Genomic DNA, 25,663 nt, shown 5'->3' with positions numbered 1-25,663 from the left:
CCACGGATTCAAGCCGGAGTGAGGGAACACCGAGCCTAAGCGAGGTGCCGAGTGGTGGGGCAAGAGCCTTTTGCTTACTTTTGGGCTCCTCCAAAAGTGAGCCGCTGTAAAAGCGGAACCATAGGAGGCCGTTACCGCAAAAATGGATATGTACTCGGTCTAATCCAACACCCTGGTGCAACGTCGCACACACAGTTGTGTTGATACCTATGCCGCGATAGCCATATCAGCTCGCGCGCTAAAACCGATTCAATCGGCGTCGCTGAGAATCAAGCTGCGGTAATGCCCCGGGTTGGACCCCGACCACTTGCGAAACGCCTTGTAGAACGAGCTGGTATCGGCAAACCCCAGGCGGGCGGCGATGTCGCTGAAGCTGATGGCCGGTTCGGCCAGCCAGACAATCGCCAGCTCCTTGCGCACGCTGTCCTTCAAACCCTGGTAGGTCTGCCCCTCTTCCGCCAGGCGCCGGCGCAGGGTCGAGGCCGACATGCACAGCTGTTGCGCCAGGCTTTCGGTCTCCGGCCAGGTGTGTGCCGGCAGATGCCGCAAGTCGTGTTTGATGCGGCTGGCCAGGCTTTGCGGGTCACGGTATTTGACCAGGATGTTGGCCGGGGCATGGGCCAGGAAGCGCTGCAGCTCTTGCACACTGCGCTTGAGCGGCAGGTCGAGGCAGTCGGCCGCGAAGATCATCCGGGTCCGTGGCCGGTCGAATCTCAGGTTCTCGGAAAACATCACCTTGTAGTCGTCGCAGAACGGCGGCTCGGCGCAACGCAGTTCAATGGCCAGGATCGGAATTCGCCGCCCCGCCAGCCAGCAAGCCACGCCGTGGACGATCATCCAATAAGTGAAGTAGGTGAAGGCGCGACGCGGTTGCGGGTCGTCTTCCAGCAGGACGATCTCCGCCAGGCTCTGCTGGTGCACCAGTTGCGCTGGCAGGCGCTCGAGCATCAGCGACAGAAAGCCCAGGCCGCTGTTCAGACCTGCCGCCAACGTCGGCTGGGCCATGGCGCACTGGCAGAGAAAGGCCAGGCTGCCTGATTTCAGCTGGCGCGGGTCCATGCCGAAGAACTCATCGTCGCGCCGTCGCGCCAGCAGCCGCCACAGCCGGGCGTAGGCGGTAGCCGGCACCCGGGCGTCCGCCACCTCCAGTAACTGCGGCTCGATACCGACCTTAAGCAGCACTTCATGACTGGCGGCACCCGGCTCGCAGCTTTGTAACAGCGCTTCGCGCACCAGGTGAATGGAGATGCTGTCTTTTTCCGACATAAAGCGTGGCGACCCGGTTTTTATTTGAGGGCCATCTTAACGTACCGGCTGGCCAGTTGGCCCTCGATCAACGGCAAGGCGCTGACTCAATCGCGAAAATGCCCCTGATCAGCGCAACGACCGTTCCTTGGAATTGGTTCAGCCTTCGTTCAGGTAAATGTCAATCAGCCTCGACTGACAATGAGTATCATTATGTTACAACTTAGCTTGCTATCTATCTCGACGGTGCTGAATGCTGGTTCCTTTTCTGATCATGCTGCGCGAAGGCATTGAAGCGGCGTTAATCGTCGGCATCATTGCCAGTTACCTCAAGCAAACCGGGCGCGGGCACTGGCTGCCGGCGGTGTGGATCGGCGTGTTTCTCGCCGCCGCACTGGCCCTGCTGGTGGGCGCTGGCCTGGAATTGATGAGCGCGCAGTTCCCGCAGAAACAACAGGAGTTGTTCGAGGCAGTGATCGGCCTCGTGGCCGTGGCCATCCTCAGTTCCATGGTGTTCTGGATGCGCAAGGTCGCCCGCTCCATCAAGCACTCGCTGCAGTTGTCCCTGGAGCAGGCCATGAGCAGCTCCCGGCATCAGGTCGGCGCCTTGATCGCCATGGTGTTTTTCGCTGTGGCCCGCGAAGGCCTGGAAACCGTGTTCTTCCTGCTGGCGGTGTTCCAGCAGAGTAGCGGCCCGGCAGCGCCAATCGGTGCCCTGCTCGGCCTGGGCCTGGCGATTATCGTTGGCTGGCTGATCTACAGCGGCAGCATGCGCCTGAACCTCGCGGCGTTCTTGCGCTGGACCGGGCTGTTCATCGTGTGGGTGGCCGCCGGGATTCTTGCCAACTCGGTGCAGGCCCTGCATGAAGCCGGGGTGTGGAATCACCTGCAACAGGTGGTTTTTGACCTCAGTGCCAGCCTGCCAATGGACGGCCCACTGGGCTCGGTGCTGGCCGGCATGCTCGGCTACCAGGACGCGCCCACCGTCAGCACCCTCGGTGCCTACGGGATTTATCTGCTGGTGGCCCTGGTGCTGTTGTGCCTGCCGGTCAGCGCACCCGCGAAGCCGCCAGCCAGTCCTTCCTCTTCCGCTTCCAGTCAGTAAGGGCATACATGTCAAGCCAGGTCCCCCTTTCATCCTTGCCACCCCGTACCTTGCACTGGGCGCTGGCCGGCTCGGTGCTGGTGATGATCGCCGCCGGTGGATTGTTCTACTACGCCGCGCACATGGCCGCCGCCAAGCGTCAGGCGCACCAGGGTGAAATCACCGTGACCATCCACCCCCACAGTTGCGAACCCAACGCCCTGACCGTGCCGGCAGGCCCCACCAGCTTTCGCATCGTCAACCGCTCCGAGCGTGCCGTGGAATGGGAAATCCTCGATGGCGTGCTGGTGCTCGATGAGCGGGAAAACATCGCCCCGGGCCTGAGCCAGGTGATCAACGCCGACCTGTTGTCAGGCGACTACAGCATCACCTGCGGGTTACTCAGCAATCCCCGCGGCACCTTGCACGTGACCCCGACCGCCGCGTCCGAAGCCGCCGCCAAGGCCCGGCCTTCGATGCTGGCGTTTGTCGGCCCGCTGTCGGAATTCCGGGTCTATCTCAGCACCCAGGGCACCGAGTTGATCAAGGCGGTCAGCGCCTTGCAGCAAGCCATCGACGCGGGAGACCTGGAGCAGGCCCAAGCCCTGTACATCCCTGCCCGCATTGCCTATCAACGCCTGGCCCCGGCGGCGCAACGCCTGGCCGAACTGGATAACGCGATCAATGCCCGCGCCGACTACTTCGAGCAGCGTGAGCAGGACCCGCAGTTTGTCGGCTTCCACCGGATTGAATACAGCTTGTTCGAGCAGCGCAGCACCGCGGGCCTGGGACCAATCGCTGCACGCCTGTTGGCTGATGTCGGCCAACTCAAGCAACAACTGCTGGCGCAATCGCTGCCGCCCGGACAACTGGTGAGCAGTGTCACGCGCAACCTGCGCAGCATCGCCCAGGTGCGCGCCAGCAGCGGTGAAGAGGAGCGCTACAGCCACAGCGACCTCAACGGATTCACCGCCAACCTGGCGGTCAGCCGCAAAGTGCTCGATTTGCTGCGCCCCTTGCTGGTCAAGAGTGCCAGCCCGCTGTTGACGCAGATTGATCGTGCAGCCAGCGACTTCGAAACCGAGCTCAATGACCTGAACGCCCAGTCTGGTGACCGTGGCTATGAGCGCCTCAACGCCGACCAGCGCCAGCGCATCGCCGATCGGGCCAAGGCCCTGGCTGACGCGCTCGATGGCATCGATCCCGCCCTTGGCCTTTCCGGCCTGTAAGCAGAAGACCAACGACAGATGAACCATTCAGATCCATTCAGTGCCCAGCGTCGCCGTGTGTTACTGGGCATGGGGGCCGCTGGCGTAGCGCTGGCGGGAAGCGCCCTGAGCTGCCCGGCCATGGCCGCCAGCCCAGCACAAGTCACCCAGGCCCCAAGCAGCGACAAGACCGAGGACCGCCAGCGTTTCCACGGTCAGCACCAGGCCGGCATCGTCACCCCACGCCCGGCCGCCGGCATGCTGGTAGCCTTTGATGTGCTGGCCAGCGACCGCGACGAACTCGAGCGCCTGTTCCGCACCCTCAACAGCCGGATCGCCTTCCTGATGGCCGGCGGCCCGGTGGCTGAGCTGGACGCCAAGCTGCCGCCGCTGGACTCGGGGATTCTTGGCCCGCAGGTAACGCCGGACAACCTGACCATCACCGTGTCGGTGGGCGAATCGCTGTTCGACGAACGTTTTGGCCTGGCGCCCGTCAAGCCCCACCGGCTGATCCGCATGCACGAGTTTTCCAACGATGCACTGCAGCCGGATCTTTGCCACGGCGACCTGAGTCTGCAGTTCTGCGCCAACAGCGCCGACACCAACATTCATGCCCTGCGCGACATCGTCAAGAACCTGCCGGACCTGCTGCTGGTGCGCTGGAAACAGGAAGGCAGCGTACCGCCGCAGGCACCGGCCAAGCCCGGGGTCGCGGCGCAAAGTGCGCGTAATTACCTGGGTTTTCGCGATGGCTCGGCCAACCCCGACTCCAACGACCCCGGCAGCATGCGCCAAGTGGTCTGGGTCCAGCCCGGCAGCACGGAGCCGGCCTGGGCCGCCCATGGCAGCTATCAAGTGGTGCGGATCATCCGCAACCTGGTGGAGCGATGGGACCGCACGCCCCTGCAGGAACAGCAAAGCATCATCGGCCGGGTCAAGACCACAGGCGCGCCCCTGGACGGTACCCAGGAGAACCAAGTGCCGGACTACGCCTCAGACCCCCACGGTCAATTGACCCGGCTGGATGCCCATATCCGCCTGGCCAACCCGCGCACCGCCGCGACCCAGGGCAATCTGATCCTGCGCCGGCCGTTTAATTACTCCAATGGCGTGAGCAAGAACGGCCAGCTGGAAATGGGCCTGTTGTTCATCTGCTATCAGGCCGACCTGCTCAAGGGCTTCATCACCGTGCAAAACCGCCTCGACGGCGAACCGTTGGAGGAGTACCTCAAGCCCATTGGCGGCGGGTACTTCTTCAGCTTGCCGGGCGTCACCGACGACCAGGACTTCATCGGTCGCTCACTGCTTGGCGCTGCACCGGCCATGACCAGGGCCTGATTTCACCTCACACCCCACCCACGGAACCGTCCCATGAACAAATCGCCTCTCGTTTTGCTGGCAGCCCTTGGTTTGCTCCACGCCCCTATCCCGGCCTTCGCTGCCACGGCGCCGCTGGACCTGGTGGGGCCGATCTCCGACTACAAGATTTACGTCACTGAACAGTTGGATGAACTGGCCAGCCACACCCAGGCGTTCACCGCCGCAGTGAAACGCGGCGACCTGGCCACCGCGCAACGACTCTATGCGCCAACCCGGGTGTACTACGAGTCGATCGAGCCGATCGCCGAACTGTTCAGCGACCTCGACGCGTCCATCGACTCCCGGGTCGACGACCATGAACAAGGGGTCAAGGCGCCTGACTTCACTGGCTTCCACCGCATCGAATATTCACTGTTCGCCGCGCACACCACCGAGGGTCTCGCGACCCTGGCGGACGGCCTCGACAAGGACATCAAGGACCTGCAGGACCGGGTGGCTGGCCTGACCTTCCCGCCGGAAAAAGTGGTGGGTGGCGCGGCGGCCTTGCTCGAAGAAGTGGCGGCGACCAAGGTTTCCGGCGAAGAAGATCGCTACAGCCACACTGACTTGTATGACTTTCAGGGCAACATCGACGGCGCGAAAAAAATCGTCGACCTGTTCCGTGGCCAACTGACCCAGCAGGACCAGGCGTTCGTGGCCAAGGTCGACAAAAACTTCGCCAGCGTCAACAGCATCCTCGCCAAGTACCGGACCGCCGACGGTGGCTTCCAGACCTACGACAAGGTCAAGGACCGCGACCGCAAGGCCCTGATCGGACCGGTCAATACCCTGGCCGAAGACCTGTCGACGCTGCGCGGCAAATTGGGATTGAACTGACGTCCCCCCGTCCCCTTCCTGGTGAGCGTATGCAAAATCTGCCAGCAGCAACAAAACACAGTGCGAGCGAGCACACTCGCTATGGGGCCGGCCCCATCGCTAGCAGGCTAGCCCACAAGGGAAATTCGTACACCAGGAAAAGCCAGGCCGCCTCGCCCGCTTTTATCACTCAGGCCGACTGCCAGGACACCGGCCCATGGTTACTACATATATCGTTAGCCTGCTTCCTTTTATCCCAACCGCACGCCATGATGCCGGGTACCGCCCGCCCGCGAACGAGCTCCCATGTCTGCGCAGCAAACACCCCCCGTCAGTTCCATGGCGATCACCCTGCAGATCGTCTCCATCGTGTTCTACACCTTTATTGCCTTTATCTGCATCGGCCTGCCGATTGCGGTGCTGCCGGGTTATGTCCACGAACACCTGGGGTTCAGTGCGGTGGTGGCCGGGTTGACCATTGGCTCGCAGTACCTGGCCACCCTGCTCAGCCGGCCCATGGCCGGGCGCATGTGTGACAGCGTCGGCACCAAGCGTGCAATTGTCTATGGACTGCTGGGGATCCTGCTCAGCGGCGTGCTGACCCTGGCCTCGACCCTGCTGCAGAGTCTGCCGCTGCTGAGCCTGGGCATCCTGATCTGCGGCCGGTTGTTGTTGGGCGTTGCCCAGGGCCTGATCGGCGTCGGCACCATCAGTTGGTGCATGGGCCAGGTCGGCGCCGAACACACGGCGCGCTCGATTTCCTGGAACGGCATTGCCTCCTATGGCGCCATCGCCATCGGCGCGCCACTGGGGGTGGTGATGATCGACGCCTGGGGCTTCGCCAGCCTGGGGATTGCCCTGGCCGTGCTGGCAGCGGCCGCCTTGCTGCTGATTCGCAACAAACCCTCGGTACCGGTGATCCGTGGCGAGCGCCTGCCCTTCTGGTCGGTGTTCGGGCGGATCGCGCCCTTTGGCGCCAGCCTGAGCCTGGCCTCGATCGGCTACGGCACCCTGACCACCTTCATCGCCCTGTTTTATGTCAGCCGTGGCTGGACCGGCGCGGCCTACTGCCTGACGGTGTTTGGCCTGTGCTTCATTCTCGCGCGGCTGCTGTTCATCTCCTGCATCAACCGCTTCGGCGGGTACAGCTCGGCCATCGCCTGCATGAGCATCGAGACCCTGGGGCTGGCGCTGTTGTGGCTGGCCCCCTCGACGACCGTGGCCCTGATTGGTGCCGGGCTCGCAGGCTTTGGCCTGTCCCTGGTGTATCCAGCCCTCGGCGTGGAAGCCATCAAGCAAGTACCGAGCAGCAGTCGCGGCGCCGGCTTGAGCGCTTATGCGGTGTTCTTCGATCTGGCACTGGCGATTGCTGGTCCCTTGATGGGAGCCGTGGCGTTGAACCTGGGGTACTCGTGGATCTTCTTTGGCGCAGCGCTGTTGTCGATCAGCGGCTTGGGCCTGACCTTGCTGCTCAAGCGCAGGCACCTGCGGGGCTAGTCACTGCGTCAGGACCCATGTTCCTCGCTAACAGTCTGCAGCCCGGCACGGCTGGGTTTGCCCAAGGTGCGTGAGAAAAACGCGGCAGCTTCGGTGATCAGGTTGCGGTGAATGTCCTCGCGGTCGACACCATCGGCATCGGTGCACAGGGCCGCCATGGACAGCCGTTGTTCAGCGCTACACGGCGCCATGAACACAAAGTGCCCGGCCCCGGCCAGCAGCTTGAAGTCCGGCGCGGTCGGTAGCTTGCGCGCCAGGGCCGCCGCGTTCTTGTCCACGGCCACCAGCTTGTCGCCATCGCCACTGTAGAGCAGCACCGGCACATGCACCCCCGCCAGGGTTTGCCGGCCGAATTTCAAGCTCAGGGGCGCCATCAGCATCAAGGCGTGGACCCGTGGATCGGCGACCGGTTGCAGGTCGTCACGGTCGACGATCAGTTCGCCCTGGGTGTTACAAGCGTCGCGATCCTCCGGGCGCTCCAGGCAGTAGCGGCGCAAGCGATCGAGGTCGGGAGTGGCGCCGGACAGAATCAATGCAGTTTCACCACCGGCTGAATAACCGATGACCCCGACCTGCTCGGGATTGACGAATGGCGCCAGCAGCGGATCAGCCAGGGTCGCGGTGATGGCCTCGGAGATCTGGATCGGCCGCCCGTACAGGTTGCTCAAGGTGCCGAGGCGGCTGTGGTCCTTGGAGTTGTCGCCGGGGTGAATCACCGCCACCACCACAAAACCCTTGCGGGCCAGCGCCGTGGCGAGGTCGTGCAGGGCCAGGGGCGTACCGGTGTTGCCGTGCGACAACATCAGCAGTGGGAAACGGCCGATGGCGACCCGGGCATCTTGCGTGGCCTGGATCTGATAGCCCTCCAGCATGCTGGGGTGTTCGATGCCCGTCGACGGATAAAACGCGATGGCGGACATTGGTTGCAGGTCCAGCGGGTCGAGAAAGCTCAGGGAGTGGTAACCGACGCTCCAATGTGGGGTCAGTCGGGGTGCGGCATGCACTGAATTCAGGCTGCCCAGCAGGCAGATCAGTAACAGTGCCCACAGACGCGACATGGCATGCCCCACCTTGTTAACCGATTGGTAGAAATATCGAGCTCAGCGCGAAGCTGGCAAACCTAAATTGCAGAATCCTATTGCAGAATCCTATTGCAGAACCCCATTGCATAACTCAAGCCACTCTCACTCTGCGCGAGCGGCTTTTTTCAAGCGGACACAAAAAACTGCGCGCCTTGATCGTTTTACTCTCGATCAAAGCGCGCAGTCCAGTGGTTGACGCAAGCTTTACGCAGCAGCGAACAGTTGCTCGCTGATGTGCACCTGAGCATCGCTCATGGCTTTGTTGCGAACCTCATCACCGTAGGCCAGGCCATGGGCACGGACAAACTCGATGTCGGTGATGCCCATGAAACCGAGCATGACTTTCAAATACTCTTCATGGCCAACACCGGTCGGTTGACCGGCATGCAGGCCGCCGGAGGTCGACACCAGCACCACTTTCTTGTTGCCGCACAGGCCTTCAGGGCCGGCCTCGGTGTAGCGGAACGTCTGGCCGGCAACGGCGATGCGGTCGAACCAGGCCTTGAGTTGGGTGGGGATGGTGAAGTTGTACATCGGCGCGGCAATCACCACCGCATCAGCGGCGAGGAATTCGGCCAGGGTCGAAGCACTCAGTTCGGCTTCGTGCTGCTGCGCGGCGTTGCGCAGTTCGGCGGTGGTGCCGGCGGCAACCAGGGTCGCGGCAGAAAAGTGGCTAATGGCATCGCTGGCCAGGTCGCGGTAGGTCACCTGGGTGGCCGGGTCGGCGGCTAACCAGGCCTGGACCACACCCTGGCTCAACTGACGGGAAGCGGAGTTGTCACCGAGGATGCTCGAATCGATATGCAGAAGTTTCATGTGGGATCTCCAAGTGAGGATCGCCACTGGGCGATCAAGTTGAGACAATCCTACAGGTGAATCCAATGGACGATTAGTCGGCAACAATGTGATAGTTCGTCCTACTGATAGGACAATCGAGTGCGCCATGCAAGATCTCAATGACCTCTACTATTTCGCCAAGGTGGTCGAAGCCGGCGGTTTCGCTGCGGCCGGGCGGTTGCTGGGGATTCCCAAGTCGCGGTTGTCACGACGCATCGCCGAGCTGGAAGAACGCCTGGGTGCGCGCCTGCTGCAACGGACGACTCGGCAACTGAAGCTGACCGCAGTGGGTGAACGTTACTTGCGCCACTGCCAGGCCATGCTGCTGGAAGCGGAGATGGCCGATGAAGCGGTGGCCAGCATGACCAGCGAACCGCGGGGACGCTTGCGGGTGTCGTGCCCGGTGGGCCTGGCCCATGAGTTCCTGCCGAGCGTGATCAGCACGTTTCTCGAACGCTTCCCCCTGGTACAACTGGAGATGCAACTGCTCAACCGCCGGGTCGACCTGGTCACCGAAGGCATAGACGTGGCCTTGCGGGTCCGCGATTTGGGCGACGAGGACCCCTTCCTGGTGACCCGCCGCCTGCGCCAGGCGCAAACAGTGCTCGTCGCGACCCCGGCGTTCCTGCGCGAGCGCCAGATCGACCACCCCGACGACCTGAAAAATGTGCCGGTACTCGCGGCCCTGGAAGCCGATCGCCTGGTGCATTTGCGCATGCTCGACGCGCAGGGGCACAGTTGCGACTTGAGCCTGGAGGCGCGCCTGGGCATCGATGACTTTGTCGTGCGCAAGGCCTGCACCCTGGCCGGGTTGGGTTTCACCATTTTGCCGATGCTGTATTGCGAACAGGAACTGGCCGACGGCACGCTGGTGCAACTGCTGCCCCAGTGGTCGCTGCCCGGTGGCTGGTTGCAGGCCGTCTATCCCCATCGGCGCGGCGTGTTGCCGGCGGTGCGGGCGTGGATAGACCATCTGACTGAATCGTTCAATGGCTGTGGAGATCGACTGCTATGAAAGCCAAGGTGATGAGCGAACAACAGGTCGCCGACTTCTGCCTGGCCCTGCCTGGGGCCCGGGAAGATTACAAATGGGGGGGCGTGCGGGTGTTTTCGGTGGCGGGAAACAAGATGTTCGCCCTGCAGAATCTGCGGGGCGACTCATTGGCGTTCAAGGTGGACAAGGAGTTGTTCCTCGGCCACGTCGACCGCCCGGGGATAGGACCGGCGCCTTATCTGGCGCGCGCCCAGTGGATCATCATGCAGCCCCCCTACCCGCTGGGGGCCGCTGAGCTGCAGGGCCTGTTGCAACGTTCCCACCAACTGGTGGTGAGCAAGTTACCCAAGCGGGTGCAGGTCGGCTTGCTCCTTTAAAACAGGCTGAACAAGCCGGCACCGAGGAATAACTGGTCGATCCAGAACACCTGATGCAGCAGCACGATGATCCAGAACACGACCTGGAACGAGACCTTGCGGGTCTTGTGGCGGAACACTTGCTGGGCCAGCAACGCGCCCGGCCAACCGCCGGCCAGCTCCACTGCGTGCAGGACGTTTTCCGGGGTGCGCCAGCGCTCGGTACGGGCCTTGCGCTTGTCACTCCAGTACAGCAGGAATGCCAGGACGCTGACCACGCCGTAGGCCGCCAGCGCCAGCGGCGAGCCCCCGCGCAGCCACAACAGGCTGGAACCGATCAGCGGCAAGGCACACAGGCCCAGGAAGATCAGGCCCTTGAGACGCGGATGCTGGATGGCAACACCGTTGCGAGGGGCGTTCACGCCTTGGCCGCCGTCCAGTCGATCCAGCCGAACTGCCAGGTCGCCAGGATCAACAGGCCGAAAGCTATCCGGTACCAGGCAAACGCCGCGTAGCTGTGGCTGGCGATGAACTTGAGCAGGCCTTTTACCGCGATCATCGCAAAAATGAACGCGGTGACAAAACCCACGGCAAATACCGGCAGGTCCGAGGCCTGGAACAGGTCACGGTACTTGTAGCCCGAGTACACCGCGGCACCGACCATGGTCGGCATTGCCAGGAAGAACGAGAACTCGGTGGCCGCCTTGCGCGACAGGCCGAACAGCAGGCCGCCGATAATTGTCGAGCCGGAGCGCGAGGTTCCCGGGATCATCGCCAGGCACTGGGTGAAGCCGATTTTCAGTGCATCTTTCCAGGTGATGTCATCGACCGTCTCGGCGCGCACGCTGTGCTGGCGACGCTCGGCCCACAGCATGACGACCCCGCCCACCACCAGGGCCGTGGCCACGGTGATCGGGTTGAACAGGTAATGGTGGATCAGGTCGGCGAAAATCACCCCCAATACCACCGCCGGCAGGAAGGCAATCAGCAGGTTAGCGGTAAAGCGTTGCGCATTGCGCTGGGTCGGCAAGCCGATGACCACGTCGAGGATCTTGCGGCGAAACTCCCAGACCACCGCGAGAATTGCCCCGAGCTGGATGATGATGTTGAATGCCATCGCCCGCTCGCCGCCAAAATCGAGCAAGTCCGCCACGATAATCTGGTGCCCGGTACTGGAAATCGGCAAGAACTCCGTCAGCCCTTCTACAACCCCAAGAATCAACGCCTGTATGGCCGTCCAAAGATCCATCAATCCCCCATGAAGCGATGCCCCTGGCATGCCACGTTATCTAGTTTTTTTGGTGTTCACTGCGCTCAGCGTAGCTGAATGGCAAGGCGTACAGGATCTACCGGAACCGGTAAAAATCCTGTGAAAAATCAGCACGGATTCAGGTTTTCCCGTGCGCGGCCGAAATCCTATCAGACATGCCCGGCCAGCGCTGCGCCGTCATGGGACTTCAGTCGTATTGGCGTAGTGGCAAAAGCATGCCCTTATGCTGGCGCTGGTTGATGACAAGAATAAGAACCTGGAGTGACGCACTATGAACAGCTTGCGCAGTATGTCGATCAGCCGGCGGTTGTGGCTCATCCTGGTAGTGGCTGTACTGATGCTCTTAACCCTGGGTTTGCTGATGCTCAAGCAGATTCATGACGACCTGTATCAAGCCAAGGCAGAAAAGACCCGCCATGTGGTTGAAGCGGCCAGCGGCGTGCTGGATTACTACCGGCAACTGGAAACCGCCGGCACCCTGACCCGCGACGCGGCGCAACAGCAGGCCCTGAGCGTGGTCCGCGGCTTACGCTATGAGCAGAGCGACTATTTCTGGATCAATGACCTGACCCCGGTGATGGTCATGCACCCCACCAATCCCAAGCTGGATGGCCAGAACCTGTCGGCGATCAAGGACCCGGACGGCTTTGCCCTGTTCAACGAGATGGTGGCCATCGCCAAGGCCAAGGGTGCCGGCATGGTCGACTATCGCTGGCCCAAGCCGGGCGCCAGTACACCGGTGCAGAAAACCTCCTACGTCAAATTGTTCGAACCCTGGGGCTGGGTGATTGGCTCGGGGGTCTATATCGACGACATGCAACTCGAGTTCCGGAGCCAGGTGCGGGAAGCCTCGCTAGTGGGCCTGGGCATTGCGCTACTGATGGCCCTGCTGGTGATGCTGATCGCGCGCAGCATTGTGCGGCCCCTGCAGGAAACCGTGGACGCCATGGCCAACATCGCCAGCGGCGAAAGCGACCTGACCCGCAGCCTCGACACCCACGGCCAGGACGAAGTGACCGAACTGGCCAGGCATTTCAATGCCTTCACCGCCAAATTGCGCGGAGTGATCAGCCAACTGCAGGTATCGGCCAGTGCCTTGGGACAATCCTCCACGGACTTGGGCGATAACGCCGCGCAAGCCCAGTCCCGCAGCCAGCAGCAGTCGCAACAGATGGAGTTGGTGGCAACCGCCATCAATGAAGTGACCTACGGCGTACAGGATGTCGCCAAGAATGCCGAGCACGCCGCCAGCGAAATGCGCGATGCCCAGACGCAGGCGCACCAGGGCCAGGTCAACATTGACGGCAGCCTGCAGCAGATCGATCAGTTGTCCGCCACCATTGAACAGGCGGTGCAAGTGATTCGCACCCTGGCCAGCGAAAGCACCCAGATCGGTAGCGTACTGGAGGTGATTCGCTCCATCGCCGAACAGACCAACCTGTTGGCCCTCAACGCTGCTATCGAAGCGGCCCGGGCCGGCGAACAGGGCCGCGGTTTTGCCGTGGTGGCCGACGAGGTGCGCCTGCTCGCGCAACGCACGCAGAAATCCACCGCGCAGATCCAGACGATGATCGAACGCCTGCAAAACCATTCGGAGGCTGCCGTGCAGGTGATCGGCGACAGCAGCCGCGCCTCCCAGTTGACCATCGAGCAAGCCGGACTGGCCGGTGCCAGCCTGCATGCCATCGGCCAGGCGCTGCACAACCTCAACGGCCTCAATGCGTCCATCGCCAGCGCCACCCTGCAGCAGGCCCACGTGGTCGAAGACATCAACCAGAACGTGACCCAGGCGGCCGGCCTGTCACACAGCACCGCCCTGGCAGCGCAGCAATCGAGTGCGGCGAGCGTGCACTTGAAGGAACTCAGCGAACAGCTCAATGGACTGCTGAGGCAGTTCCGGGTTTAGTGGGAGCTTCTAGCGATGTTCGTCAACGATGACGCGTATTGACTGGATGCACGCGGGCGCCCGCTCCTATAGGACCGCGCGTAACCCTTGTGGGAGCTGGCTTGCCAGCGATGGTCGTTAACGATTGCGCGCCAAGCCTGGCTCAACGCAACGTGCTCGAGGTCTTCGCAAGCAGACGGAGCGCCGCCCGGCTCGCATACAAGGCCCGCTGGCGTTCACGCATGTGTTGGCATGCCCTCGATTTGCGGCGCTGCTGTACAATCGGCGCCCTCTTCGACTTCCCCAAGGAACCGCCATGTCCGGGCTTGAACTGTTTGCCGCCACGCTCGGCGTGATCGCCGTCTGGCTGACGGTCAAACAGAATCCCTGGTGCTGGCCGATCGGCCTGGTCATGGTGCTGCTCTACAGCTGGATTTTTTTCGAGGTCAAACTCTACTCGGACATGTTGCTGCAGGTGGTCTACGCCGGCTTGCAGCTGTATGGCTGGAGGCAGTGGACGCGCGGCGGCGAAACCCGCCACGGCCGGCAAGTGACGCGCCTGGGCAACGCAAGCGTGCTGCGCGACCTGTCGTTGGGCGCAGTCGGCAGCCTGTTGCTGGGCGCGGCCATGGCCCATTGGACCGATGCCGCGCAGCCCTGGCTGGATGCCGCATTGACCGGTTTCAGCCTGGTTGCCCAGTGGTGGATGGCACAAAAGCGGGTGCAATGCTGGCCGTTGTGGATCGCCGTGGATGTGATCTTCGTCGGGCTGTTCCTCTATAAGGGCCTGTACCTGACGGCAGCGCTCTATGCGGTGTTTACCCTGCTGGCGGTCCAGGGCCTGCGCGAATGGCGGGCCGACCCGGCGCTGCGCACATGAAGGTGGTGGTCCTCACCGGCCCGGAATCCAGCGGCAAGAGCTGGCTGTCGGCCGAACTGCACCAGCATTTCGGCGGGCTGCTGGTGGGTGAATACGTGCGCTACTTCATCGAGCAGAACCCACGCGATACCTGCCTGGCCGATATCCCGCAGATTGCCCGGGGCCAACTGGCCTGGGAGGACAGCGCCCGGGTGCAACAGCCGGCGTTGTTGATTCTCGATACCCACTTGCTGAGCAACATACTCTGGAGCCAGACCCTGTTTGGCGACTGCCCGCCCTGGATCGAAGAACAATTGCTCGCCCGCCACTACGACCTGCATCTGCTGCTGTCCCCGGAAGCGGTGGAATGGACCGACGACGGCCAACGTTGCCAACCACAATTGGAGCAACGCCTGGCGTTCTTCGATGCCACCCGTGGCTGGTTGCAGCAGCACGGACGCAAGCTGCAAATCATCGAGGGTGACTGGGCCCAGCGGCGGCGTCTGGCGTTCACTGCGGTAGAGCAATTGCTCCAGGTTTAACCCCTCAAAGCGGCCTTCGAGCCGCACTTTTGCCCCGGGTCCGGGGCCCAAGTGTCCATTCCTGAAACACCTACATGCAGCGAAACCGCCGATACAAGCGGGTTCACCGCGTTGTCACGCGCACTGTTACACCACTGATACAGCCCCGCCAGAACCCTTGTTCCAGAGCTTTACCTCGACCGCTGCCACGTGCTGGCGGCGTGCCCTGTCTCATGCTTGATACAGTGCCAGCCGGTGATTACCCGGTTGAATCGCCAAGTCGTTGAATTCATGTAAAAAACAAAAAGCGGCACAGCTTCTGCTCTCTCCCTGACAACGCTGACAGGGCCAGCGCATAAAAGAGAAGGAGCGCCGACATGGAGAATAACGATAAAGGCTTTACCCGCTTGCTGATGTTCGGATGCGCATTGAGCTCCGTGCTCAGTATGCCGGTCCAGGCTGAGGGTAATGGCGTCATCGTGCTTCAACGTGACGTCCAGCCCCGCTCCATCGGCAGACAACCTTTCGACAAAGATCCCTACCCCACGACCGTCAACGCCAACCCGTCCGCACGGGTCGTGCAAGCCACCAACAACGAACTGAGTGACGGCGACTTTGCCGGCATCAACAGTGGCTATCGGGTGATCAATCAAAACGTTGTACCCAACCCCAAAAGCGGCGCCGGGATCAACGTACTGACCAATCCCAATGGTCTGCCCGGTATGTCGGCCGGACACGGCGGCGGCAGTGGCAACGCGATCTCCGGCACCATCACTCGCACCATCAATATCGGCCTGTCGCCTTTGACCAACATGGGGAAATGAGATGAAGCGCACCCTGATCTTCATTGCCCTGCTGGGCAGCACCTGCGCGATGGCCGACTCCGCTGTCAACGTCGTGAACAACTCGACCCTGAGCAACTCCGGGGCCAACTACAAAGGCAACATGATGATGAACCAGGCTGCCGGCGACCAGCAACAACAGGTCAACAGCCGCGCCATTGCGATCGGTACCGAGGCTTCGGCCAGCGGCAACCTGCGCCAGTCCATCACCACGCCTGCCGAGCGCTCGATGAACGCAACCAGTGCCATCACGGGCAACGCGTTCAGTAATGGCAACGGCGCACTGGGTGTCAACCAGTCGGCCGGCGCCAACAACCAGATGATCAATGCCATGCGGATCAGCGTCAGCGCCGTACCGCAAAGCATCGACGACAGCGTCCTGTCCCAACAGAACGTGGCGCTGTTACCAGACTCAGGAGCAACTGGCACTTCGCAAGGCAGCCGCCAGGTCGTTACCAGCGACCAGGCCTTCACCGGCAGCCGAGGAGTGATACAGGTGAACCAGAGTGCAGGGGTGGGGAACCGAATGGCTAACACCCTGAGCATCCGGGTCGCTGACTGACCCAAACCGCAGTGCGATTAGAAAGTACCAACACTTAACCAACTAATAAGCACGGAGAAACACCATGAAACCTACAACAGCTCTGAAACCACTGGTTTTCGCTCTGGCAGCGGTCATGGCAATTGCGGCTCAGGCCGATGGCGGCAAACGTCATCATCCGACTAAACCACAAGGTCCAACCCTGGATCAGATCCTGTCCATCACCGCCGGTGCTGGCGCCGCGATCCTCGACGAACAGGACAGCAGCGACAACAGCGTGCTCAACCAAGGCACCAACAACAATGCCAAGGCTGATAACTCGCTCAATGGTTCCAACGGCAACATGGGCGCCAACGTTGCAGCCGGTGCTGGCAACCAGCAAGACAACGCTGCGGCGATCGCCACCGCCGATGAAAAATTCATCTTCGGCAGCGCCGTTGCGCTCTCCAGCGCCACTCAAACCAACACCGATAACTATGTGAAAAACCGCTCCACCCAAAACAACGCTACGCTTAACAACTCAGCCAACAACGGCTCCGGCAACATTGGTGTCAACGTGGCTGCTGGCGACTTCAACCAACAGAAAAACAACCTCGCCATTGCTGTTTCGGCAGGTCGCGTAGCCACGGCAGCCGCTGCGGCCAACCAGACTTCTACTGGTCTTGAAGTGGAAAACAAAGCGGATCGCGTAACCAAAGTAGTTGACCTCAAAGGCAGCTTCAAAGCCCACGGCAGCTACAAAGGCACCGGCTACGGCACCATTGACGGTGGCAAAAAAGGTCACGACGACGACGACAGATATGGCGGTGGCAACAACAAAGATCAGAAATTCACCTTCAAAGAACAAGGAAGTATCGAACTGGCTGGCTACTGGACTCAGCAAGTGCTGACCAAAGATGGCTGGAAAAACCCAGTGGTCAACAATGCTTCGATGACCGGCTCCATGAATGGCTTCTCGGGTAACGGCGGTGCCAACGTTGCAGCAGGCGTGGGCAACCAACAAAGCAACTCGCTGTCCATCGCTGCAGGCTGCAAAGCTTGCCCTGGCGGCAACAGCTTCTAACTGCGAAGACCAAGGAAGCCCCGGCAACGGGGCTTTTCTTCAGACCCTACAAGGCGTATCGACCATGCGTGTTGCTGCCCTCTCACTGATGCTTTGTCTGACTGGCCTGACTCAGGCTGCACAGATGCCAGTGGCCGCCCTTCCCGGCGGCGTCATGGTGTACAAAGAAGTGCAAAGCTTGCGCGAGCGCAAATTCGCTGACCTGGTCCAACAGAAAACCGATTTCAGTTGTGGCGCCGCCGCGCTGGCAACGGTGTTACGCCAGGCCTACTGGCTGGATGTCGATGAAGAGCACGTCATCAAAGGCATGTTGGTCAACGCTGACCAGGACCTGGTACGTACCCAGGGTTTTTCCATGCTGGACATGAAGCGCTACATAGAAAGTATCGGCATGCGTGCCCGGGGCTACCGGATCCCTCCGGAAAAACTGGAAGCGGTAACGATTCCCGTAGTGGTTCTGATGGATATTCGTGGTTACAAGCACTTCGTGGTGCTACAGCGGGCACAAAAAGACTGGGTGTACATCGGTGATCCGGTCCTGGGCCACAAACGTTATTCCCACGAAGACTTTGTCAAAGGTTGGAACGGTATTGTGTTTGCCATCATCGGCCCCGGTTACGACAAGGCCAACGCCTTGCTCGATCCACCGGCACCGCTGACTGCCAAGAACAAGCTGGACAATTTCAACCCTGTCAAAGATGCCGAGTTGATGGAGTTTGGATTTATTCAGAGCGATTTCTTCTAGGCGCTCAATAAATATAAAGGAGCAGTTGGACGCTCCAGGAGCCGAAGATGAAAACTTCACATTGGGTGGTCGCCGCATGCTTGGCTGCGAGCTTTCCGTCGCTCACCTACGCAGGTTTTACCCCGATAGAGATCAAAGACTCGGAACTGGCTCAGTTGCGCGGTCGTTACGTCATGCCCGGGCGGATCATCAGCTTTGGTGTGGTCATGAGCAGTACCTGGCGCAATGCCAGTGGCGACATCATCGGTGCCTCCACTTCCATGCAGATTCAGTCCTCAACGGTCAAACCACAGTTTTACGTGTCGACCGTGAATGAGCCCGGCAAAGGCGGCCATACGCCACAACAGGGCAGCGGCAACGTAATAGGCGGCAACGCCTTGAGCACGACCCAGGGCATCACCCAGACCGTGCGTGCCGCGGGCGATGGTAACAGTGCCTACAACGATGTCGGTATCAACGTCAAAGAAGCTTCCAGCGCTCCGGCGCCGATCACTCCGCCCGCGGGCAGTCAGATATTGACCGCTGGCAACACCATCAATGCCAGCAACGGCGCCGGCTCGATCGCCGTGACAGCCACCAGTGGCGGCATTCAGATGGCCATCTCCGCCAACAATAATCAGGGTAATGCCCTGCAGCAAGTCGCCCAGGGTGGACTGCTGCAAAACACCCGCCTGCTGGGCAACAGCAACGTGGTGAATAACCTGACTCAACTCAACGTGGTACTCAATAACAATGGCCCAAGCGCCGGCGCGTTGGATTGCAACCTGAGCCAACTCACAGGACTACGCAACATGGGATATTGAACTACGCTGACTTTCGACCATTGGGCTCAAAGGGACGGCTTATTTCATGTATCGATCGGTGTCATTACGCGCGGTTGTATGTCTGAGTACTCTATTCCCCGCTGCACTGCTGCAAGCAGCGACTGACCCGGACGTAGAGTCCCTGAAACAAGAACTTCTGGAGTTGAAACAACGCTACGAAGTCCAGCAAAAAGCCCTGGCGGTGCTCGAGCAGCGAGTCCGCCAGGTTGAAGATCAACCGGCCGAACCGCCGCCAAAACGGCTGGCCAAATCGCCCGCCGACATGCGCGGCAATAATCAGGTCGCCGGTACAGGCGCCGGGGCAGCATCAGGTGGGGCCGCTGGGGGCGGAGGCGCCAAGGGCAGTTCCTACGGCCAGTCGCTGGCCGACGACACCCAACCGGCACAGAGTGTGTCAAACCTCTATGACGAAGCCAGTGGCTTCTTCGGTGGCGGCAAGTTCAGCGTCGAGACTGGCCTGACCTACGCCCGCTACGACTCCCGGCAACTGGTCCTCAACGGTTTCCTGGCCCTGGACTCGATCTTCCTCGGCAACATCAACCTGGACCGGATCAAGTCGGACACCTGGACCATGGACGTCACCGGACGCTACAACCTCAACAACCGTTGGCAGTTCGACCTCAACGTCCCCCTGGTCTACCGCGAGTCGACCTATCAGTCCGGCGGTGCATCTGGCGGTTCGGCAAGCGTCACCACGGAGGAGACGGTGACCCAGGACCCAACCATCGGCGACGTCAACTTCGGTGTCGCCTACAAGTTCATGGACGAGTCGGTCAGCGCCCCGGATGCGGTACTGACCCTGCGCGTCAAGGCGCCGACCGGCAAGGAACCGTTCGGTATCAAGTTGCGCCAGGTCAGCGACAATACCAACCTGTTCGTACCGGATGACCTGCCAACCGGTAACGGTGTCTGGTCGGTTACCCCAGGGATCTCCCTGGTCAAGACCTTCGATCCGGCCGTGCTGTTCGGCTCCCTGTCCTATACCCACAACCTGGAGGAGTCGTTTGACGACATCAGCGCTGACGTCAACCAGAAGACGCCGGGCAAGGTGCGCCTGGGCGACAGTTTCCAGATCGGCGCGGGTGTCGCGTTCGCCTTGAACGAGAAAATGAGTATGTCGTTCTCGGTCTCCGACCTGGTGCAAAAAAAGAGCAAGCTCAAGCCTGATGGCGGCGACTGGCAATCGGTGACGTCCAGCGATGCCAACGCCGGCTACTTCAACGTCGGCATGACGGTGGCAGCCAGCGACAACCTGACCATCGTCCCCAACCTGTCGATCGGCCTGACCGACGATGCGCCGGACTTCACCTTCAGCCTGAAATTCCCTTACTACTTCTGACCCGTGTCACACAGCAAAAGGCCCGCTGCGAGGTGATCGCAGCGGGCCTTTCACTTTCACCGCGCCCTAGCGGATCTGGTGCTTGTGCAGCAAGCGGTAGAACGTTGGCCGGGACACCCCCAGCACCCGGGCGGCGACACTGAGGTTGTCGCTGTGCCGGTTCAGAACATCACACAAGGCCTGGCGTTCGGCCCGGGTCTTGTAGTCTTCCAGGGTGCCCATGGGCGTGGCGATCGCCTGATGGCTGATCAAGCCGAGGTCACGGGCCTCGATCTGCCGGCCTTCGGCCAACACCAGGCCGCGGCGCACCCGGTTCGCCAGTTCACGGACATTGCCCGGCCAATCGTGTTTGCCCATGGCCACCAGGGCGTCCTCGCTGAAACTGCGGGGCCGGCGTCCGGTTTCCTGGCTATAGAAGTGGGAGAAATGGTTGGCCAACATCGACAAGTCGCCATGGCGCTCGCGTAAAGGCGCGGTAATCACTTGCAGGACATTGAGCCGGTAATACAGGTCTTCGCGAAAGCGCTTGGCCTCGATGGCCGACTCGAGGTCAACGTGCGTGGCGGCCAGTACCCGCACATCCACCGCAATTGGCTGGCTGCCGCCTACCCGCTCGATATGTTTTTCCTGCAGGAAGCGCAACAGGTTGGCTTGCAATTCCAGCGGCAGGTCGCCGATTTCGTCGAGAAACAGCGTGCCGCCATGCGCGGCCTCGATGCGGCCGATCTTGCGCTGGTGGGCGCCGGTGAAGGCACCCTTCTCATGGCCAAACAATTCGGACTGGATCAGGTGTTCGGGGATCGCCCCGCAGTTGATCGCCACAAAGGGCTTGCTGTGGCGTTGCGACTGGCGGTGCAGGGTCCTGGCCACCAGTTCCTTGCCGGTGCCGCTTTCGCCACGGATCAACACCGGGGACTCGGTCGGCGCCAGCTTGCTGAGCAGTTTGCGCAGTTCGCGGATCGGCTTGCTGTCGCCCAGCAGTTCGTGCGCCGGCTGGTCGACATGGATCGTACCCTGGCCGCGCAAGCGCGCCATGCCAAAGGCCCGGCCCAGGGTGACCTGGACCCTGGAGACGTCGAACGGCAAGGTATGAAAGTCGAAGAACCATTCGCAGACAAAGTCGCCGACGTTCTGCAGGCGCAACACTTCCTGATTCAATACGGCAATCCATTCGGTGCCGCTGCGGCTGATGAGGTCCTTGACCGCTTCGGGCCGCTCCAGGTGAAAAGGTTGCAGGCGCAGCAGGCCGACGTCGCAACTGCGGTCGCCGGCATTTTCCAGGCTGCAGCTGTCGACATCCCAGCCGATGGCGCGCAGACCGGGCACCAATTGGTGGCAATCGTCACAGGGATCCACCACCAACAGACGGCGTAGTGCAGGGACTTCGAGCATGACTGTTCCTTGGCGCCAAATTATGGAAAAGTTATTAGAAACAGTCGTTTGGCAGACCTGGGTGTAACATTAGCAAGAACTTGACAGGGTCTTGTATCGTTTAACTATAAGGTTAATGACGTTTTAGTTATAAGAAGCAAGTTGCTTAGCAAGCTATCGACTCCCAAGCTTTCATTCAGCTTTCAAAGTGTCCGCTAATCCCAAGTCTATGAAAGAAAGTTTAAATTTCTTTAGAAGATGTGTGACCTACCCGGTGGTTGCGCGCATCAGTACAAGTAACCAGCCGAACGGTAAGCCCAACCGACGGCAGATCACTTGATTGGGCACTACGAGAGAAGACCCCATGAACGCCCCGCTCCGTCTCAACGAAGCTCTTTTGATTGCCGACCACGCATTTACTCCTTTCCAATGCGTGGCCTGGGCCCCACAAGATGGCACTGGCGAACTGACGCTGACCGTGATCGACCGTACCAGCACCCCGATTGAACGCAAGCAAGTGCCGTCCAGCATCTACACCGACCCGGTACAGCTCGAGAGCCTGCTCAAGCAGGCGCGTGCCGAACTGAGCGAAGAAGGTTACCAGTTGCAATCCTGGACTATGCCGCAATAAAACAGCGCGCGGGTCACTGATCCAGGTGGCCCGCCTGTTTATCGAGATAACTTCCTGGCATCCTCTGCCGCAATCTCGGTGAGCCTTGGTTAGTTAGCCAGGAAAACTCCGGTTAATTGACGACAAGCGGTCGCTTTTCATGGCTAATCCAAACTTCAGCTCGCAAAGACACTGTTCTGGCACACAACGCCGCACCGCCTGTAATTTCTGACAGTTGTGCATTATTTGAATCAGCGCTTGAATGTTTTCTTCATGAAGTCCTCCTCCTCGATACCGGATCAGGTCGACTCGCAAGGAGAAGCGGCATGTCCATCCACGCCATTCACAGCGCCCTGGCTTACTGTGCCCCCACAGATACGGCAGGACAACTTGACAGCAGTTTTGCCTGCGCCGGCAAAGCCTGGGTCGATTTCCCCGGCAGCCAGTGGAGCCTGGCCAATGACGTTACGGTCGACCGCCAGGGCCGATTGCTGGTCGCGGCCAAAGTCGGTCTGGACCACGGATGCCACTTCGGCCTGGCCCGCCTGGACACGGACGGTTCGCCGGACCTGAGCTTTGGCACTCAGGGCTGCGTGCTCGGACAATTCGCGCCAGGCCTGGAGTCCTCTGGCGGCAAGGTGCTGGCCTTGGCCGACGGGCGCATCCTGGTATCGGGTCTGATATATGAAAGCCCATACCGCACCCTCCCTGCCCTCGCCTTGTTCGACTCTCAGGGTCGCCCGGACTTCTCGTTCGGTGATGGCGGCGTACAGGTGGTCCGCCTGCCGGGCAACCTTTCCCAGGGCCTGCGTGACGCCTGGCTGCCTCCCGGCGTACCCGGCGCCGAAGCCTGCGACGCTCAGGTTCAGGCCGATGGGCGGATCCTGCTATTGGCCAATCACCATTTCGAGTTTGCCGATCATGTCGGCATCCTGATTCGCCTGGAGCCGGATGGCAGCCTGGACACCTCGTTCAATGGCCGGGGGTTTGTCATGGTCCGCCATTTGCTCCTCAACACCTGGCTGTCCAGCATCCTGGTGCAGCGCGATGGCGCAATTGTGGTCGGCGGCTCAATTGACCTGCCCCAGGAAGGTTTGCTGGCACGCTTTGACAAGGATGGCCACCTGGATAGCAGTTTTGCCGAACACGGCTTCCTGAGTTTCCGCGCCCAGGAGCGCAGTGCCCAGGTCAGTCGGGTGGTGCAACACGTGGATGGGCACCTGCAGTGTTTTGGCAGCAGTCGCGACCCGATGCACTGCCTGTCCCTGAACGTACGTTGCGATGGTCGTCCAGACATGACTAACAACGCAGGCCATGCCCACCTCACACAGATCGCCAAGGTTCCCAGCCAATGGACGGCTGCAACTACCTGCCCGGATGGTCGGGTGCTCAGCGTGGGTGCCACTATCGGCGGGGTCGAGGCAGACTTCCTGATCGCCCGGCACCTGGCCGACGGCCGCCCGGACCTGGATTTCGGCGAGGGTAACGGCTGGGCTCGCACCCGCCTGGGGCATAGCCTGAACACCGCGACCTCACTGGTGGTGCAGGAGGACGAAGGCATCGTGGTCGGCGGCTACTCGCTGGACGGTCACTATCGGGCCGTGCTGGTTCGCTATCGGGCTTAACCCCGGTCTTTCATGAACAACAATAAAACTCAAGAACTTGATCTTGTCCGAGTGTTACGGCAAGTTGCGCGCTTCTTAATCAAAGGAGCAGCCGATGTCCGGTTCAATGGCCCAGGCGTTTGCGCATAATTTCCTCGGGCATTCGCCGCGCTGGTACAAGGCGAGCATTCTCGCTTTCCTGATACTCAACCCCTTGCTGCTGTGGACCGCTGGCCCGGTGGTGGCTGGCTGGTTGCTGGTGGCCGAGTTCATCTTCTGCCTGGCCATGGCCCTCAAGTGCTACCCCTTGATGCCGGGTGGCTTGCTGATGGTCGAGGCGCTGCTGCTGGGCATGACCACGCCCCAGGCGCTGTATGACGAGTTGCTACACAACTTCCCGGTGATCCTGCTGCTGATGTTCATGGTGGCCGGGATTTACTTCATGAAGGACCTGCTGCTGTTCCTGTTTTCCCGGTTGTTGCTGGGCGTGCGCTCCAAGGCCGTGCTGGCGTTGCTGTTCTGCTTTCTCTCAGCCTTTCTTTCGGCGTTTCTCGACGCCTTGACTGTGACGGCGGTGATCATCAGCGCGGCGGTGGGGTTTTACTCGGTCTATCACCGCGTCGCCTCGGGCAACGATCCGCGCCAGGACAGTGCGTTCAATGAAGACCACGACTTGCCGGTGTTGCACCACGAAGACCTCGAACAGTTCCGCGCCTTCCTGCGCAGCCTGTTGATGCACGGCGCGGTGGGGACTGCCCTGGGTGGCGTCTGCACCCTGGTGGGTGAGCCGCAGAACCTGCTGATCGGCCATGAGATGGGCTGGCACTTTGCAGAATTCTTCCTCAAGGTCGCACCGGTCTCGCTGCCGGTACTGGCCGCCGGCCTGGTGACCTGTGTGCTGCTGGAGAAACTGCGCTGGTTCGGGTATGGCACGCTGCTCCCAGACTCCGTACGTACGGTGCTGGCCGACTACGCGGCGCAGGACAACGCCGAACGCACCAACCGCCAGCGCGCAGCCTTGTTGGTGCAAGGCGCAGCGGCGGTGATCCTGATCATCTGCCTGGCGCTGCACGTGGCTGAAGTGGGCCTGATCGGGCTGATGGTGATTGTGTTGATCACTTCGCTGACCGGGATTACCGATGAACATCGCCTCGGCAACGCCTTCAAGGACGCCATGCCCTTTACCGCGCTGCTGGTAGCTTTTTTTGCCGTGGTGGCAGTCATTCACGATCAACAACTGTTCACCCCGTTGATCCAGTGGGTGCTGGCCCTGCCCGTCGAGCAGCAACCGGGCATGCTGTTCATTGCCAATGGCCTGTTGTCGGCGATCAGTGACAATGTGTTCGTCGCGACTATCTACATCACCGAGGTCAAGCAGGCGTTCCTCTCCGGCCACATGAGCCGGGAGCACTTCGAGACCCTGGCGATTGCCATCAACACCGGTACTAACCTGCCCAGCGTTGCCACTCCCAACGGTCAGGCGGCATTCCTGTTCCTGCTGACCTCGGCGATCGCGCCGCTGATTCGCCTGTCGTACGGGCGCATGGTGTGGATGGCGTTGCCCTATACCGTGGTGATGGGCGTATTGGGTTGGTATGCGGTGAGCTACTGGTTGTAGTGGTGTGCGAGCGAGCGCGCTCCAGGCTGAACGCGTAACCTTGTGGGAGCGAGCTTGCTCGCGATGGTCTGGAGCGCGCCGCGTTTATTCTGG

The 25,663-nt window shown here is 61.1% G+C and carries 25 protein-coding genes and 1 pseudogene; 20 read left to right on the top strand and 6 right to left on the bottom strand.

The annotated features are described in order from the left end of the window. Positions 1 to 249: 249 nt before the first annotated feature. Positions 250 to 1,266 carry an AraC family transcriptional regulator gene (locus tag ACIOVD_RS18120; protein WP_320332249.1) on the bottom strand — a complete coding sequence of 339 codons (1,017 nt, stop codon included), beginning with the start codon at positions 1,264 to 1,266 and terminating at the stop codon, positions 250 to 252. Between the two features lie 232 nt (positions 1,267 to 1,498). Between ACIOVD_RS18120 and efeU the strand changes: the two genes are divergently transcribed. From efeU to ACIOVD_RS18095, 5 genes are all read left to right on the top strand, one after another. Further along, positions 1,499 to 2,350 carry an iron uptake transporter permease EfeU gene (gene efeU / locus ACIOVD_RS18115; protein ID WP_401129419.1) on the top strand — a complete coding sequence of 284 codons (852 nt, stop codon included), beginning with the start codon at positions 1,499 to 1,501 and terminating at the stop codon, positions 2,348 to 2,350. Between the two features lie 8 nt (positions 2,351 to 2,358). Further along, complete coding sequence (efeO, locus tag ACIOVD_RS18110; protein WP_401129417.1) at positions 2,359 to 3,558, top strand: iron uptake system protein EfeO; 1,200 nt, start codon at positions 2,359 to 2,361, stop codon at positions 3,556 to 3,558. 18 nt (positions 3,559 to 3,576) lie between these two features. Beyond that, positions 3,577 to 4,875 (top strand): iron uptake transporter deferrochelatase/peroxidase subunit, encoded by a 1,299-nt coding sequence (efeB, locus tag ACIOVD_RS18105; RefSeq protein ID WP_401129415.1) that lies wholly within the window; start codon positions 3,577 to 3,579, stop codon positions 4,873 to 4,875. A gap of 33 nt (positions 4,876 to 4,908) precedes the next feature. Further along, positions 4,909 to 5,733 (top strand): iron uptake system protein EfeO, encoded by an 825-nt coding sequence (gene efeO, locus ACIOVD_RS18100; RefSeq protein ID WP_401129413.1) that lies wholly within the window; start codon positions 4,909 to 4,911, stop codon positions 5,731 to 5,733. 285 nt (positions 5,734 to 6,018) lie between these two features. Then, positions 6,019 to 7,209: an MFS transporter gene (locus tag ACIOVD_RS18095; RefSeq protein ID WP_095170431.1), complete on the top strand. Its 1,191-nt coding sequence runs from the start codon at positions 6,019 to 6,021 to the stop codon at positions 7,207 to 7,209. A gap of 8 nt (positions 7,210 to 7,217) precedes the next feature. On the opposite strand, the gene ACIOVD_RS18090 is transcribed toward ACIOVD_RS18095, so the two are convergent. Then, on the bottom strand, positions 7,218 to 8,267 hold the full coding sequence (locus ACIOVD_RS18090) for a dienelactone hydrolase (protein WP_320332254.1): 1,050 nt from the start codon (positions 8,265 to 8,267) through the stop codon (positions 7,218 to 7,220). A gap of 228 nt (positions 8,268 to 8,495) precedes the next feature. Then, positions 8,496 to 9,107 (bottom strand): FMN-dependent NADH-azoreductase, encoded by a 612-nt coding sequence (locus ACIOVD_RS18085; RefSeq protein ID WP_095170433.1) that lies wholly within the window; start codon positions 9,105 to 9,107, stop codon positions 8,496 to 8,498. A 127-nt stretch (positions 9,108 to 9,234) separates the two neighbouring features. Between ACIOVD_RS18085 and ACIOVD_RS18080 the strand changes: the two genes are divergently transcribed. Together ACIOVD_RS18080 and ACIOVD_RS18075 are read left to right on the top strand one after the other, a co-directional pair. Further along, a complete protein-coding gene (locus ACIOVD_RS18080; protein ID WP_401129410.1) occupies positions 9,235 to 10,143 on the top strand; it encodes a LysR substrate-binding domain-containing protein in 909 nt (302 codons plus the stop codon). A gap of 11 nt (positions 10,144 to 10,154) precedes the next feature. Continuing rightward, positions 10,155 to 10,499, top strand: a complete 345-nt coding sequence (locus ACIOVD_RS18075; RefSeq protein ID WP_174244618.1) for an MmcQ/YjbR family DNA-binding protein — start codon at positions 10,155 to 10,157, stop codon at positions 10,497 to 10,499. Here the strand turns inward: ACIOVD_RS18075 and ACIOVD_RS18070 are convergent. Together ACIOVD_RS18070 and ACIOVD_RS18065 are read right to left on the bottom strand one after the other, a co-directional pair. Beyond that, positions 10,496 to 10,900: a DUF1294 domain-containing protein gene (locus ACIOVD_RS18070; RefSeq protein WP_095170435.1), complete on the bottom strand. Its 405-nt coding sequence runs from the start codon at positions 10,898 to 10,900 to the stop codon at positions 10,496 to 10,498. The genes ACIOVD_RS18075 and ACIOVD_RS18070 overlap by 4 nt on opposite strands. Continuing rightward, positions 10,897 to 11,727 (bottom strand): undecaprenyl-diphosphate phosphatase, encoded by an 831-nt coding sequence (locus ACIOVD_RS18065; RefSeq protein WP_095170436.1) that lies wholly within the window; start codon positions 11,725 to 11,727, stop codon positions 10,897 to 10,899. Before ACIOVD_RS18065 ends, ACIOVD_RS18070 begins: the two co-directional genes overlap by 4 nt. Positions 11,728 to 12,019: 292 nt before the next feature. On the opposite strand from ACIOVD_RS18065, the pseudogene ACIOVD_RS18060 reads away from it, so the two are divergent. The 10 genes and pseudogenes from ACIOVD_RS18060 to ACIOVD_RS18015 all read left to right on the top strand — a co-directional run. Then, positions 12,020 to 12,748, top strand: a pseudogene (locus tag ACIOVD_RS18060) (cache domain-containing protein); the annotation flags it as partial. 171 nt (positions 12,749 to 12,919) lie between these two features. Beyond that, entirely contained in the window at positions 12,920 to 13,654 is a 735-nt protein-coding gene (locus ACIOVD_RS18055; RefSeq protein ID WP_401129463.1) for a methyl-accepting chemotaxis protein, read from the top strand. A gap of 295 nt (positions 13,655 to 13,949) precedes the next feature. Beyond that, positions 13,950 to 14,513, top strand: a complete 564-nt coding sequence (gene pnuC, locus ACIOVD_RS18050; protein ID WP_320332258.1) for a nicotinamide riboside transporter PnuC — start codon at positions 13,950 to 13,952, stop codon at positions 14,511 to 14,513. After that, complete coding sequence (locus ACIOVD_RS18045; protein ID WP_401129407.1) at positions 14,510 to 15,034, top strand: AAA family ATPase; 525 nt, start codon at positions 14,510 to 14,512, stop codon at positions 15,032 to 15,034. Before pnuC ends, ACIOVD_RS18045 begins: the two co-directional genes overlap by 4 nt. A gap of 356 nt (positions 15,035 to 15,390) precedes the next feature. Further along, on the top strand, positions 15,391 to 15,837 hold the full coding sequence (locus tag ACIOVD_RS18040; protein WP_095170440.1) for a hypothetical protein: 447 nt from the start codon (positions 15,391 to 15,393) through the stop codon (positions 15,835 to 15,837). Position 15,838: 1 nt separating this feature from the next. After that, positions 15,839 to 16,417, top strand: a complete 579-nt coding sequence (locus ACIOVD_RS18035) for an adhesin (RefSeq protein WP_401129405.1) — start codon at positions 15,839 to 15,841, stop codon at positions 16,415 to 16,417. 64 nt (positions 16,418 to 16,481) lie between these two features. Beyond that, entirely contained in the window at positions 16,482 to 17,459 is a 978-nt protein-coding gene (locus tag ACIOVD_RS18030) for a heme utilization protein (RefSeq protein WP_095170442.1), read from the top strand. A gap of 64 nt (positions 17,460 to 17,523) precedes the next feature. Next, positions 17,524 to 18,204 carry a C39 family peptidase gene (locus ACIOVD_RS18025; protein ID WP_095170443.1) on the top strand — a complete coding sequence of 227 codons (681 nt, stop codon included), beginning with the start codon at positions 17,524 to 17,526 and terminating at the stop codon, positions 18,202 to 18,204. A gap of 47 nt (positions 18,205 to 18,251) precedes the next feature. Next, positions 18,252 to 19,007, top strand: coding sequence for a hypothetical protein (locus ACIOVD_RS18020; protein ID WP_095170444.1), 756 nt, complete (start codon positions 18,252 to 18,254; stop codon positions 19,005 to 19,007). 46 nt (positions 19,008 to 19,053) lie between these two features. Next, complete coding sequence (locus ACIOVD_RS18015) at positions 19,054 to 20,367, top strand: hypothetical protein (RefSeq protein WP_401129402.1); 1,314 nt, start codon at positions 19,054 to 19,056, stop codon at positions 20,365 to 20,367. 66 nt (positions 20,368 to 20,433) lie between these two features. Here the strand turns inward: ACIOVD_RS18015 and ACIOVD_RS18010 are convergent, their stop codons facing one another. Further along, the gene (locus ACIOVD_RS18010) at positions 20,434 to 21,759 is read right to left on the bottom strand and encodes a sigma 54-interacting transcriptional regulator (RefSeq protein WP_401129400.1); all 1,326 of its coding nucleotides are present in this window, start codon (positions 21,757 to 21,759) and stop codon (positions 20,434 to 20,436) included. A 343-nt stretch (positions 21,760 to 22,102) separates the two neighbouring features. Between ACIOVD_RS18010 and ACIOVD_RS18005 the strand changes: the two genes are divergently transcribed. From ACIOVD_RS18005 to nhaB, 3 genes are all read left to right on the top strand, one after another. Continuing rightward, entirely contained in the window at positions 22,103 to 22,369 is a 267-nt protein-coding gene (locus ACIOVD_RS18005) for a hypothetical protein (protein WP_095170447.1), read from the top strand. Between the two features lie 305 nt (positions 22,370 to 22,674). Beyond that, a complete protein-coding gene (locus tag ACIOVD_RS18000) occupies positions 22,675 to 23,973 on the top strand; it encodes a hypothetical protein (RefSeq protein WP_401129398.1) in 1,299 nt (432 codons plus the stop codon). 94 nt (positions 23,974 to 24,067) lie between these two features. Further along, positions 24,068 to 25,570, top strand: coding sequence for a sodium/proton antiporter NhaB (gene nhaB, locus ACIOVD_RS17995; RefSeq protein ID WP_401129396.1), 1,503 nt, complete (start codon positions 24,068 to 24,070; stop codon positions 25,568 to 25,570). Positions 25,571 to 25,663: the final 93 nt, after the last annotated feature.

The sequence above is a fragment of the Pseudomonas sp. NPDC087626 genome (genome assembly GCF_044743405.1).
GTDB lineage: Bacteria > Pseudomonadota > Gammaproteobacteria > Pseudomonadales > Pseudomonadaceae > Aquipseudomonas.
The sequence above is the reverse complement of the archived record's forward strand: the minus strand, read 5'-3'. Positions and strand labels throughout refer to the sequence as shown.